Below are 12,227 nucleotides of genomic sequence, written 5' to 3' on the forward strand. Positions count from 1 at the left end.
GCCCCTCCGCTCACGCATCGCTCACGCAAGCAAAGTCACGGCACTCCGACCGTGTGACTCGCCATGCCCCGAGCAACAGAAAAGGCCAGGTCAGCTGGTATCTGACCTGGCCTTTCTCTGAGCCGCCTTCGGGATTCGAACCCGAGACCTACGCATTACGAGTGCGTTGCTCTGGCCAACTGAGCTAAGGCGGCGTGCTGCGCGTCACCATGGTCGGTGCAGCAGCGTCGCCAAGTCTACACAGTTTCCGGGGGTGCTCCGACCACGGTCGGAGCCGCGGGGTCCGGGGGTCATGAGCAGCGCTTTCCCTCGGCGGGCGGGGTGCCCTCCAGGAGGTAGGTGTTGATCGCGGTGTCGACGCAGTCGCTGCCCCGGCCGTAGGCCGTGTGACCGTCGCCCTCGTAGGTGAGGAGGGTGCCGGAGGAGAGCTGGTCCGCGAGGGACCGGGCCCACTTGTAGGGGGTGGCCGGGTCGCGGGTGGTGCCGACGACGAGGATCGGGGCGGCGCCCTCGGCGGTGATGCGGTGCGGGCGGCCGGTGGCCGGGGACGGCCAGTAGGTGCAGTTCAGGGCGGCCCAGGCGAGGCCCGTGCCGAAGACCGGGGACGCCTTGTCGAAGGACGGGACGGCCCGCCGGGCGGCGGCCGGGTCCTGGTAGGCGGGGGGCAGGTCGAGGCAGTTCACGGCGGCGTTGGCGAACATGAGGTTCGCGTACGAGCCGTCCGGCTCCCGCTCGTAGTAGCTGTCGGCCAGCGCGAGCAGCGCCGAGCCCTCGCCGCCGATCGCCCGGGTCAGCGCCTCCCGGAGCTGCGGCCAGGCGCCCTCGTCGTACATGGCGGCGATGACGCCGGTGGTGGCCAGGGACTCGCCGAGCTCCCGGTCCTCGCCGGTGGGGACGGGGGCGGCGTCCGTGGTGCGGAAGAACGTCCGGAGGGCCTCGCCGGCCTCCGCGACCGAGCCGGTGCCGAGGGGGCAGTCGGGCCGGGTGACGCAGTCGGCGGCGAACGCCGTGAACGCGGTCTCGAAGCCGGCCGTCTGGTCCCGGTTGAGGTCGAGCGCCGAGAGGGACGGGTCCATCGCCCCGTCGAGGACGAGCCGGCCGACCCGCCCGGGGAACAGCTCGGCGTAGGTGGCGCCGAGGAAGGTGCCGTACGAGGCGCCGACGTAGTGCAGCCGCTCGTCGCCCAGCACCGCCCGCAGGATGTCCATGTCCCGGGCCGTCTCCACGGTGGAGACGTGCGGCAGGACCGCTCCGCTGCGCTTCTCGCACCCGGCCGCGAACCGCCGGAACGAGGCGGCCAGCGCGTCGACCTCCGCCGTGTCGTCCGGCGTCTGGTCGACCTGGGTGTACGTGTCCATCTCGGGGCCCGTCAGGCAGTCGACCGGCTCGCTGCGGCCGACCCCGCGCGGGTCGACGGCCACCATGTCGTAGCGGGCCCGCACCGGCTCGGGGTAGCCGATGCCCGCGTACCCCTGGAGGTAGTCGACGGCGGAGCCGCCGGGCCCGCCCGGGTTCACCAGCAGGGAGCCGATCCGCTGCCCCGGGCCGCTCGCCCGCACCCGGGAGACGGCCAGCTTGATCTCCGGGCCGTCCGGGCGCGCGTAGTCGAGCGGGGCGCGGAGCGTCGCGCACTGGAAGCCCTCGACGCCGCAGTCCCGCCAGGCGAGCTTCTGGCCGTAGTACTTCCTCAGCGCCTCGGGCGACGCCGACGCCGAGGCTGCCTGGCGCGCGGACGCGGAGCCCGGCCCCGCCGGAGCGGCCGCGTCGCTCCCTCCCGTACAGCCGGAGAGGATCAGTCCGGCGGCGGCGAGCGCCGTGGCGGAGGTACGGAGGAGACGCCTGGAGTCCATGCCCGGAGCGTATCCGGACGGGTACGCACCGTGTCCAATCGTGCCGTGGCCGCTCGCCGGACCCGGCCGGGGGCTCAGCCGCGGAGCGCCATCGTCATCGCCTCGACCGCCAGCAGCGGCGCCACGTTCCGCTCCAGGGCCTCGCGGCAGGCGAGGACGGCCTCCACACGGCGCAGGGTCCGCTCCGGGGTGGAGTCCCGGGCGATCCGCTCCACCGCGTCCCGCACGTCCTCGTTGGCCAGCGCCGAGCCGGTGCCGAGCTGGAGCGTCAGGACGTCCCGGTAGAAGCCGGTGAGGTCGGTGAGCGCGAGGTCCAGGCTGTCGAGCTGGGTGCGCCGGCCCCGCCGCTTCTGCTTCTCCTCCAGCTCCTTCATCATCCCGGCGGTGCCGCGCGGCATCCGCCCGCCCTGCGCGGCGCCGAGCGCCGCCTTCAGCTCCTCGGTCTCCTTGGTGTCGATCTCCTCGGCGACCTGCTTCGCGTCCTCCGCCGCCGCGTCCACCAGCTCCTGCGCGGCCTTGAGGCAGCCGCCGATGTCCGCCACCCGCAGCGGCAGCTTCAGGACGACGGCACGGCGCGCGCGGGCCCGCTCGTCGGTGGCGAGCCGCCGGGCCCGGTCGACGTGCCCCTGGGTGGCCCGGGCCGCCGCGTGGGCGATCTCCGGCTCGATGCCGTCCCGCCGGATCAGCACGTCGGCGACGGCCGCGACCGGCGGCGTCCGCAGGGTCAGGTGGCGGCAGCGGGAGCGGATCGTGGGCAGCACGTCCTCGACCGAGGGGGCGCAGAGCAGCCAGACCGTGCGCGGGGCGGGTTCCTCGACGGCCTTCAGGACGGCGTTGGCCGACTTCTCGTTGAGCCGCTCGGCGTCGGTGACGAGGATGACCTGCCAGCGGCCGTTGGCCGGCGAGGTGAAGGACTTGCGGACGGTGTCCCGCATGTCCTTGACGAGGATCTCCGTGCCGACGGCGGAGACCGTCGTCACGTCGGCGTGGGTGCCGACCAGCACCGTGTGGCAGCCGGTGCAGAAGCCGCAGCCCGGCGTCCCGCCGAGCGCCCGGTCGGGGCTCACACACTGGAGGGCCGCCGCGAACGCCCGCGCCGCGTCGACCCGGCCCGCGCCCGGCGGGCCGGTGAACAGCCAGGCGTGCGTCATCTTCGACGCCTCGGGGGCGGGCTCGCCCGCGGCCTGGGCGGTGACCAGCGCGTCGGCGTCCCGCGCGGCGGCGGCGAGCTGCTCCTCGACCCGCTCCTGTCCGACCAGGTCGTCCCATACGGCCATGTCTGCCCCTCCTGAAGGTACGCCCTCCATTGTGGGGCAGCCCTCCGACAACGACCGCCGGCACCGGGCCCCGGCCTCAGGCGGCGCGGCGCCGCGTGAACCACAGGACGGCGGCCGAGCCGAGGACGACGGCGCCGGTGACGACACTGGCGACGACATGGGTGGCGCCGGTGTAGCCGGCGAAGGTGTTGGCATAGACGTTGGCGACGACGGACACGGCGAGCAGCAGCCAGGCCAGGAAACGCACGGGGACCTCCGGAAGGAACGGGCGGAGCGGTCGGACGGGCGCCGGGACCCGCTCCTCCGCCCCGGCCCTTCGATCCTCTCGCCCCCCGCACCCCCCGGTCAGCGGTACGCACCCCCCTGTCCATGGTGGAGCCCGCTCCACCGCCGCCGGGCCGCCGGTCGCCTAGCCTGAACGCATGCGCGACTCGATCAAGGACGCGGCCGGCGCGTGGCACCACCTCCTGGTCGGGGCCGGCATCGCGCTGCTCGGCTACCTCATGGCCGGTGTCGTCCTCTTCACCGCCCTCCTCACCCTCACCGTCCTCGGCGCGGGCGTCCTCCCGGAGAGCGTGCTGCTGCTGCGCCGGCTCGCCGGCTGGGAGCGGCGGCGGACCGCCGCGCTGACCGGGACCGCCGTCCCCGAGGCGTACGCGCCGCTCGAAGGCCCCCTCCCCACGCGCGTGCGCACCGCGCTCGAAGACCCCGGCACCCGCCGGGACCTGCTCTGGCTCGCCGCCCACTCCCTCTACGGCATGGTCCTGTGGTGCGTCTCCCTGCCGCTGTGGGTGGTCGCGCCGCTCGTCGACGGCGTGTGGAGCGGGTTCGCCGGCCGGGAGCCCGTCGCCCTGCCTCTCTTCCGGCGGCTCGCCGCCCTGGAGGCGGACTGGGCGCGGACGCTGCTGACGCCGACGCCGTCCGCCGCGCGGGACGCCGCGCTCGCCGCCCGGATCGAGCAGCTGACCACGACCCGGGCCGGTGCCGTCGCCGCGCACGGCGCGGAGCTGCGCAGGATCGAGCGCGACCTGCACGACGGCGCCCAGGCCCGCCTGGTGGCGCTCTCGATGCGGATCGGCCTCGCCCGCCGCGCGTACGACTCCGATCCGGCGACCGCCCGCAAGCTGTTCGACGACGCCCAGGACCAGGCCGAACAGGCACTGGCCGAACTCCGCCACGTCGTCCGGGGCATCCACCCGCCGATCCTCACCGACCGCGGACTCGCCGGGGCGGTCCGCGCGCTGGCGGCCGGCAGCGCCCTGGACGTGACGGTCGCCGTGGACGGCCTGGAGGGCCCGGTGCCGGGAGCGCCGGCGGCGCCTGCGGCCGACGCGCCCCGCGCGCCCGCCGCCGTCGAGGCCGCCGCGTACTTCGCCGTCGCCGAGGCGCTGACCAACGCCGCCAAACACAGCGGCGCCGACCGGGCCTCCGTCGAGCTGGCCCGGACCCGCGGCGGCGTCCGCGTCGTGGTCCGGGACGAGGGCCGCGGCGGCGCCCGGGACGCCGGTGACCCCGGCACCGCCGCCGGGACCGGCGGCTCCGGCCTGACCGGGATGCGCCGCCGGGTCGCCGCGCTCGACGGCACCGTACGCCTGACCAGCCCCGCAGGGGGCCCGACCGTGATCGAAGTGGAGCTTCCGTGCGTGTGGTGATCGCCGAGGACAACGCCCTCCTCAGGGAAGGCCTGGTCCTGCTGCTGACCTCGGCCGGCCATGAGGTCGCCGGGGTGGCGACGACCGGGCCCGAGATCCTGCCGCTCCTCCTGGAGCACCGGCCGGACGTCGCCGTCCTCGACGTGCGCCTGCCGCCCGGCTTCCGCGACGAGGGGCTGCGGGCGGCGCTCGCGGCCCGCGCCGAGCTGCCGGGGCTGCCGGTCCTCGTGCTCTCCCAGTACGTGGAGGAGACCTACGCCGCCGAACTGCTCGGCGGCGGCGCCCGGGGCGTCGGCTATCTGCTGAAGGACCGGGTGGGGCGGGTGGACGAGTTCCTGGACGCCCTGGAGCGGGTCGCGGCCGGCGGGACGGCCCTCGACCCCGAGGTCGTCACCGAGCTGATGGCCCGCCGGCGCGACGACCCGCTCGACTCGCTGACGCCCCGGGAGCGCGAGTGCCTGGAGCTGATGGCCCAGGGCCACGACAACGCGACGATCGCCCGCACGATGGTGGTCACCGAGCGGTCGGTCCACAAGCACGTCGGCAACGTCTTCGCCAAGCTGGAGCTGCCGCCGAGCGACAGCGGACACCGCCGGGTCCTCGCCGTCCTGGCCTACCTCAACGCCTGACCGGCCCGGCCGCCGCGCCGCGGCCCGCGCCGCCGAGGACGCCCGCGTACGTCGTGACGAGGACCGTCCCCGCGATCAGCGCGGCCTGCGCGGGCGGCAGGTACGGGGGGCCGCCGGTCAGCGCCCACGCGAACGCGGCCAGCGGCAGGGCGGCGACCACCGCGCCCAGCAGCAGCCCGGTGCCGGCCAGGAACCCGGCCTCCAGCAGCAGCGTCGACCGCAGCTGGCGGCGCGAGGCGCCGACCTGGGCCAGCAGGGCGAGCTCGGCGCGCCGGCCGGCCGCGAGGAGCCGGAGCGTGCTCAGCACGGACAGGACGGTGAGCACCCCGATCGCGGCGACGGCGGCGACCGACAGGACGGCCCCGGCCGCCGCCTCGTCCGCCTCCACCCGCTCCGGCCCGGCCGCCGGACGGGCCCCCGGGACCCGGGCGGCCCCCGGCCCGGCCAGCAGCACGCGCGCGGGGACCGGGTCGGTCATGTGCGGGGCGAGCCCGTCCCGGGGGAACAGGAACTCGCCGAGCGCGAGGGAGCGCGCGTACACCGCGACGACGGTCAGCCGGCGCGGGGTGCCGTCGCCCATCCGCAGCTCGACGGTGGAGCCGGGCCGCACGCCGAGCGCGTCCGCGCGGTCGGCGCCCACGGCGACCGTCCCGGGCCGGGCCAGCCCCGCGAGGTCCCCGGCGACGACGCCCGGGTCGAGCGTCCCGGCCAGGCCCTCGGGGTCCACCCCGAGCACCGGCAGCCGGTCGAGCCGCGGCGAGCCCGCCTCGGTGCCGGCCAGCACGACCGTGGACCGGAGGACGCCGGTGGCCGACGTCACCCCCGGCAGCCGCCGCAGCTCGGCCGTGGTCGGCGCGTCCCCGGCGCGGGGGACGAGCTCGTGGCCGGCGACGGTCGCCGCCCGCGCCTGGGCGGCGGCCTCGCGGTCGGCGGTGCTGCCTGCGGCGAGCTGGACGCCGGCGAAGGCGGTGACGAGGACGACGGGGGTGAGCGCGGCGCCGAGGGCCCGGGAGCGGGCCGCCGTCCCGGCCGCCACGAGATGACCGGCCGCCCCGCCGGACCGGCGCAGCACCGGCCCCGCCACCCGCATCGCCGCGGCGGCGATCCACGGGCCGAGCAGGGCGCAGCCGGCGACCAGCGTGACGGTGGCCGCGCCGGCCGCGGCGCCCGCGGCCTCGCCGGACTGGAGGGTGGCCGTGCCGGCCGCGCCGGCCCCGAGCACCAGCATGACCAGCCCGGCCCCGCGCCGCCCCGCCCCGGAGTGCCGCCCGGCCCGCCCCGCGCGGCGCCCGTCGGACGTCGCGAGCGGCACCACGAGACGGGCCAGCCCCAGCGTCAGCCCGGCGGTCACGAGGAGGGCCGCGTACAGCCACGGCGGGGCCGGCAGTTCGAGGGCGGGCGGCAGGGCGCCCCGGATGGCGAGCGTCGACCGGAGCAGCAGGAAGGCCGGTACGGCTCCGAGCGCGCCGAGCAGCGCCGCCGTGCCCGCCACACGCGTGACCTCGCGGCCGACGGCGGCCCGGATCTGGCGCGGCGCGGCGCCGACGGCGTGCAGGAGGGCGCGCTCGGGAGCGCGTTCGGCGAGGGCCTGGGCGACGAGGGAGGTCAGGACGAGGACGGTGACCAGCACGACGGTGCCGGCGACGGCGGCGAGGAGCTGGAGCAGGCCGTCGCGCGCGGGCAGCGCCCGCAGGTCCTCGGCGGCGCCCCGGCCGTCGCCGGTGAGGGCCCGCAGCCCCTTCCCGCCGGTGCCGGGCGCGGTGTCGAGGGCGTGCCGCACGCGCGCGTGGAGGGTGTCGACGGGGACGCCGGGCTCGCCGAGGACGCCGAGGGCGTCGTGCGTCCCGGGGTGGCCCGCGAGCCGCCGGGCGTCCGCCGCGCCGAAGTAGAGCGCGCGGGGCCCGTCCGCGACGCCGACGACCCGGTACCCGGCGACGAGCCGCCCGAGACGGTCGGGCGCGCCGCCCGCGACGGTCTCGCCCGGGGCGGCGGGGGCGCGTCCGGCGGTGAGCCGGAGGCCGCCGAGGCGGGCCGCGTCCCAGGGGCGGCCGGTGTGCTCCCGTACCCGGAAGACGTCGTCCGGCACGACGGCGCGCACGCCGGGCAGAGCCCGGAGCGCGTCGGCTGCGGCCGCGGGCACCCGGACGCGTTCGGTGAGGCCGGCCGAGGCGGTCTGCGGTTCGCCGCCCCAGGGGGTGGCCGTGAAGCGGGCCTCCTGGTCGCCGGTGACCACGACCGGCGCCGCCGCGTACCGCTCCACGCGCGCGTGGGCCAGGCCGAGGGACCCGGCGGTGAGCGCGAGCGCTCCGAGCAGCGCGGAGACGAGGGCGACGGCGGCGAAGACGGCCGTCCAGGCCCGCCGGTGGGCCCGCAGCGAACGCGCGGCGAGCAGCGCGACCCCGTCGTTCACCGCTCCCCCGGAAAGTCCGCGCCCGCCACGGCGGTCACTCCGGTCCCGTCGGTCGCACCGGTCGCACTCCGGGCGTGGCCCGCGCGCGCGTGGCGGCCGAGGACGGCCCTGGCGCCGGCCGCGTCGGGCCGCTCCAGACGGTCGACGATCCGCCCGTGCGCGAGGAACACCGCCTCGTCCGCCCAGGCGGCGGCGACCGGGTCGTGGGTGACCAGGACGACGGTGCGGCCGTACGCGTCGACGGCGTGCCGCAGCAGCGCGAGGACCTCGGCGGCGGTGACCGGGTCGAGGGCGGCGGTCGGCTCGTCGGCGAAGACGACCTCGGGTTCGGTGACGAGGGCCCGGGCGATCGCGACCCGCTGCCGCTGTCCGCCGGAGAGCGTCCCGGGCAGGTCGTCCGCCCGGTCGGCGAGGCCCACGGCGGCGAGGCCGGCGAGGGCGCGGGCGTCCCCGCCGGAGGTGCCGGCGAGGAGCAGCGGCAGGGCGACGTTCTCGCGCACGGTCAGCGCGGTGACCAGGTTCAGTGACTGGAAGACGAAGCCGATCCGGTCCCGGCGCAGCCGGGTCAGGGCGGCCGGCCGCAGCCGGTCCAGGTCGGCGTCCCCGATGCGCACGGTCCCGGAGGTCGGCCGTTCGAGGCCGGCGGCGCAGCGCAGCAGGGTGGACTTGCCGGAGCCGGAGCCGCCCATGACCGCGAGGAACGCGCCGCGCGGCACGGTGAGGCTCACTCCGTCGAGGGCGGCCCGTCCGCCGGCCGGGCCGCCGTACCTCCGTACGACCCGGTCGAGCGCGACCGCCGTCGTCCCGACCGCCGGTTCCGTCCGCGCGGCCGTCCGCCGCCTTGTGGCTGTGCCTCTCGTCATGGCCTCCACGCTAGGAATCCGCGGTGCGCGGCGGCAGGGTGGAGGCTGCCCGACCGGGGGTGGAGCGGGCTCCACCCCCGGGTGCCGGGCTCAGCGGCGGCGGGGGTCCTGCTCGTCGTCGTCGCCGTCGTAGCCGCCGAACAGCTCGTCCGCGAGCGTCGGCAGGTCGTCGAGCGGGGTCTCCTCGGCCCAGTCCGAGCGGCGGCGCGGCCGGCCCGTCTCGTCGAGCTGGGGCAGCTCGCGGGTGACGTCGTTCGCCCCCGCCCGGCCGGCCTCGGGCTCGTCCCGGAAGAAGTCCCGCGGCACCCGGTCCGCCGGGTCGGGCCGCCGCTCGTCCCGCACGGGCGGGAGCACGGCCGTCTCGTCCGGGGCGGTGTCCCGCACGGGCCGCAGCACGGCGGTCTCGTCCGCCGCGCGGTCGCGGACCTGCGGCAGGACCGCGGTCTCGGCCTCGGGGCGGCGCGGGTCCTCGGGGCGGTCCTCCGGGCGGACGACGGGCGTCGGCACGGTGACCTCGTTCGGCGCGACGGTCGGGGCGTCGCCCGCCGCCGGAGCCGTACCGGCGTCCTTGCCGAGGTTCACGACCGGCGTCTGGACGGTGACCTCGTTGGCCGACTCCTCGGCGGCCCTCCGCTCGGCGGCGGCCCGCTCACGCTCGGCCGCGGCCTTCTCCTCGGCGGCCTTCGCCGCCGCCTCCGCGGCCGCCCGCTGCGCCGCGGCCTTCGCGGCCTGCTCGGCGGCCCGCCGCTGCGCCGCGGCGGCCTCCTCGGCGGCCTTGGCGGCGGTGGCCGCGGCGGCGAGCCGGCGGGCCTCCTCCGCGCGGAGCAGGGCCTCCTCGGCCTTGCGCTGCTTCTCCAGGCGGAGCGCCTCGGCCTCGGCCCGGAGCCGGGCCTCCTCCTCGGCCTGCTTGCGGAGTCGTTCCTCCTCCTCGCGGCGGGCCTTCTCCTCGGCCGCGCGCCGGCGGGCCTCCTCCTCGGCGGCGATCCGGGCCTCCTCGGCCTTCCGCCGGGCCTCCTCCGCCTGCCGCTCGGCCTCCAGCCGGCGCGCCTCCTCCTCCTCGCGCCGCTTGCGCTCCTCCTCCTCGGCGCGCAGCTTGGCGAGCTGCTCCTGGCGCTCGCGCTCCAGGCGCTCCTCCTCGGCCTTGCGGGCCGCCTCTTCCTCGGCCTTGCGCCGGGCCTCCTCCTCGGCCTTCCGCCGGGCCTCCTCGGCGGCCTTCACCTCGGCCTCGGAGAGGGGCAGCATCCGGTCGAGCCGGTGGCGTACGACGGTGGTGACGGCCTCGGGCTCCTGACCGGCGTCGACGACGAGGTAGCGGCTCGGGTCGGCGGCGGCGAGGGCGAGGAAACCGGCCCGCACGCGCGCGTGGAACTCGGGCGGCTCCGACTCCAGCCGGTCCGGCGCCTCGGTGAACCGCTCCCGCGCGGTCTCCGGGGAGACGTCGAGGAGGACGGTCAGGTTCGGCACCAGGCCGCCGGTCGCCCAGCGGGAGATGCGGGCGATCTCGGTCGGCGAGAGGTCCCGGCCCGCGCCCTGGTAGGCGACGGACGAGTCGATGTACCGGTCGGAGATGACGACGGCGCCGCGCTCCAGGGCGGGCCGGACCAGCGAGTCGACGTGCTCGGCGCGGTCGGCGGCGTACAGCAGCGCCTCGGCGCGGTTCGACAGGCCGGCCGAGGAGACGTCGAGCAGGATCGAGCGGAGCCGCTTGCCGATGGGGGTGGCGCCGGGCTCGCGGGTGACGACGACCTCGTGGCCCTTGGCGCGGATCCAGTCGGCGAGCGCCTGCACCTGGGTGGACTTGCCGGCGCCGTCGCCGCCCTCCAGGGCGATGAAGAAGCCGGTGGCCGACGGGGCCTGCGCCGGGTCGGCGCCGCGCAGGGCGTCGCGCAGGTCTCGGCGGAGCGGCACGCCCGCGCGGTCGTCGGTCTTGGCGAGGACGAGCGCGGCGACGGGCAGCAGCAGGGCACCGACGAGGGCGAGGGTGAAGGCGGCGCCGCCGTGGTCGAAGACGAACTTCCCGGAGTCGGAGACGAAGCGGTGCGGGCCGATCGCGGCGGCGAGCAGCGGCGCGGCGAGCGCGCCGACGGCGATGCCGACGCGCGCGGTGGCCTGGAGGTGCGCGGTGGTGCGCTCCCGGCGCGGCTCCTCGGTCTCCTGGTCGATGAGGGTGTGCCCGGTGTTGGCGGCGACGCCGGCCGCGTAGCCGGCGAGGACGGCGAGGAAGAGCACGGTCGCGGTGTCGGGCACCAGGCCGACGGCGATCAGGGCGACGCCGGTGACCGTGATCGCGAGGGCGAGCAGCCGGCGCCGGGAGAGCACCGGCAGCACGGAGCGGGCGGTGCGGATGCCGACGGCGGTGGCGCCGCTGAGCGCGAGGACCAGCAGGGCGTAGGTGACGGGGCCGCCGTCGAGGTCGGCGGCGTGCAGCGCGGAGAGCGAGGCGGCGGCGCCGATGGCGCCGGCGACGGTGGCGCAGGCCAGGACGAGCAGCGGTACGGCTCCGGTACGGCCCTTCTCGGCGGCGGGGCGGCGCAGCCCCTCCAGCGGCGAGCGGGGGCGCGGGGTCTGGCCGCCGGGCAGGGTGATCGCGGCGAGGACGCTGACGGAGGCGGCGAAGAGGCCGGCGGCCACGTAGCCGCCGAGGGCGGCCTGGTGGAGCGAGAACCAGTCGACGCCGGAGCCCAGCAGGTTGGAGACGAGGGTGGCGCCGAGCAGCACGGCGGCGGCGGCCGGGACGGCGAGGAAGGCGGTGCGCTGGGTGAGGGTGCGCAGGGCGCCGAGGTGGTCGGGGAGCGGCCGGACGGCGTCGCCCTCGACGGGCGCGGCGGGCAGCAGCGCGGGCGCGGCGCCGTCCCGGCAGACGGCCCACAGGCGCTCGGCGGCGCCGGTGAGGAAGACCGTGCCGAGCACGAACCACAGGGCGCTGCCGGGGGTCCAGTCGATCCACAGGGGCGCGACGACGAGCAGCGCGATCCGCAGCCCGTCGGCGCCGATCATGGTCCACCGCCGGTCGAGGGCGGCGCCCGGAGCGGTCAGCGCGGTGAGCGGGCCGAGCAGGACGGCACCGAAGAGGACGGTGGCGAGCAGCCGGGCGCCGACGACGGCGGCGACCGTGAAGGCGGCGCCCCGGTAGCCGCCGCCGAGCGCGCCCTGGGTCAGCGCGGCCTGGAGGCCGAGGAGGACCAGGACGAGGAGGGCGAGGGCGTCGCCGACCCCGCCGACGACCTGGGCGCTCCACAGCCTGCGCAGCGGCTGATGGCGGACGAGGGCCCGTACGGCACGCTCCCGGGAGTCCGCGACGAGCGCCGCGTCGGAGACGGGGGCGGCGCCGGTGGCGGGTGCGGCGGGGGAGTCGCCCAGAAGCTCTGGCTGCTCTGCTCGCGTCATCCGTCCACCCTATCCGGACGGCCCTGCTCACCGGGGCCACGGCCGAACAAACGTGGGAAGGGCAGGGCGGACGGGAAGGGCAGGGCGGACGGGGAAGGGCAGGGCGGACGGGGAAGGGCGGGGCGGACGGGAAGGCGGGAGCGGACGCGGAAGGGCGGG

General features: G+C 77.7%; 8 protein-coding genes and 1 tRNA gene. 2 read left to right on the plus strand and 7 right to left on the minus strand.

Annotated features, from left to right (window positions below; translation table 11 throughout):
- Nucleotides 1–120 precede the first annotated feature (120 nt).
- The 4 genes from ABFY03_RS17385 to ABFY03_RS17400 form a co-directional block, all read right to left on the minus strand.
- Nucleotides 121–194, minus strand: a tRNA-Thr gene (locus ABFY03_RS17385).
- 96 nt (nucleotides 195–290) lie between these two features.
- Entirely contained in the window at nucleotides 291–1,850 is a 1,560-nt protein-coding gene (locus ABFY03_RS17390; RefSeq protein ID WP_319009053.1) for an alpha/beta hydrolase, read from the minus strand.
- 74 nt (nucleotides 1,851–1,924) lie between these two features.
- Entirely contained in the window at nucleotides 1,925–3,127 is a 1,203-nt protein-coding gene (locus tag ABFY03_RS17395) for a DNA polymerase III subunit delta' (protein WP_319009054.1), read from the minus strand.
- 76 nt (nucleotides 3,128–3,203) lie between these two features.
- On the minus strand, nucleotides 3,204–3,374 hold the full coding sequence (locus tag ABFY03_RS17400) for a hypothetical protein (protein WP_319009055.1): 171 nt from the start codon (nucleotides 3,372–3,374) through the stop codon (nucleotides 3,204–3,206).
- 175 nt (nucleotides 3,375–3,549) lie between these two features.
- On the opposite strand from ABFY03_RS17400, the gene ABFY03_RS17405 reads away from it, so the two are divergent.
- Nucleotides 3,550–4,779 carry a sensor histidine kinase gene (locus ABFY03_RS17405; protein WP_346170310.1) on the plus strand — a complete coding sequence of 410 codons (1,230 nt, stop codon included), beginning with the start codon at nucleotides 3,550–3,552 and terminating at the stop codon, nucleotides 4,777–4,779.
- A complete protein-coding gene (locus tag ABFY03_RS17410; protein WP_319009057.1) occupies nucleotides 4,767–5,408 on the plus strand; it encodes a response regulator transcription factor in 642 nt (213 codons plus the stop codon). Before ABFY03_RS17405 ends, ABFY03_RS17410 begins: the two co-directional genes overlap by 13 nt.
- On the opposite strand, the gene ABFY03_RS17415 is transcribed toward ABFY03_RS17410, so the two are convergent.
- The 3 genes from ABFY03_RS17415 to tmk form a co-directional block, all read right to left on the minus strand.
- Complete coding sequence (locus ABFY03_RS17415) at nucleotides 5,398–7,818, minus strand: FtsX-like permease family protein (RefSeq protein ID WP_346170311.1); 2,421 nt, start codon at nucleotides 7,816–7,818, stop codon at nucleotides 5,398–5,400. The genes ABFY03_RS17410 and ABFY03_RS17415 overlap by 11 nt on opposite strands.
- Nucleotides 7,815–8,681 carry an ABC transporter ATP-binding protein gene (locus tag ABFY03_RS17420; RefSeq protein ID WP_346170312.1) on the minus strand — a complete coding sequence of 289 codons (867 nt, stop codon included), beginning with the start codon at nucleotides 8,679–8,681 and terminating at the stop codon, nucleotides 7,815–7,817. Before ABFY03_RS17420 ends, ABFY03_RS17415 begins: the two co-directional genes overlap by 4 nt.
- 90 nt (nucleotides 8,682–8,771) lie before the next feature.
- Complete coding sequence (gene tmk, locus ABFY03_RS17425; RefSeq protein ID WP_346170313.1) at nucleotides 8,772–12,068, minus strand: dTMP kinase; 3,297 nt, start codon at nucleotides 12,066–12,068, stop codon at nucleotides 8,772–8,774.
- Nucleotides 12,069–12,227 lie beyond the last annotated feature (159 nt).

Source organism: Streptomyces roseofulvus (assembly GCF_039534915.1).
In the GTDB taxonomy this organism is placed as follows: domain Bacteria; phylum Actinomycetota; class Actinomycetes; order Streptomycetales; family Streptomycetaceae; genus Streptomyces; species Streptomyces roseofulvus.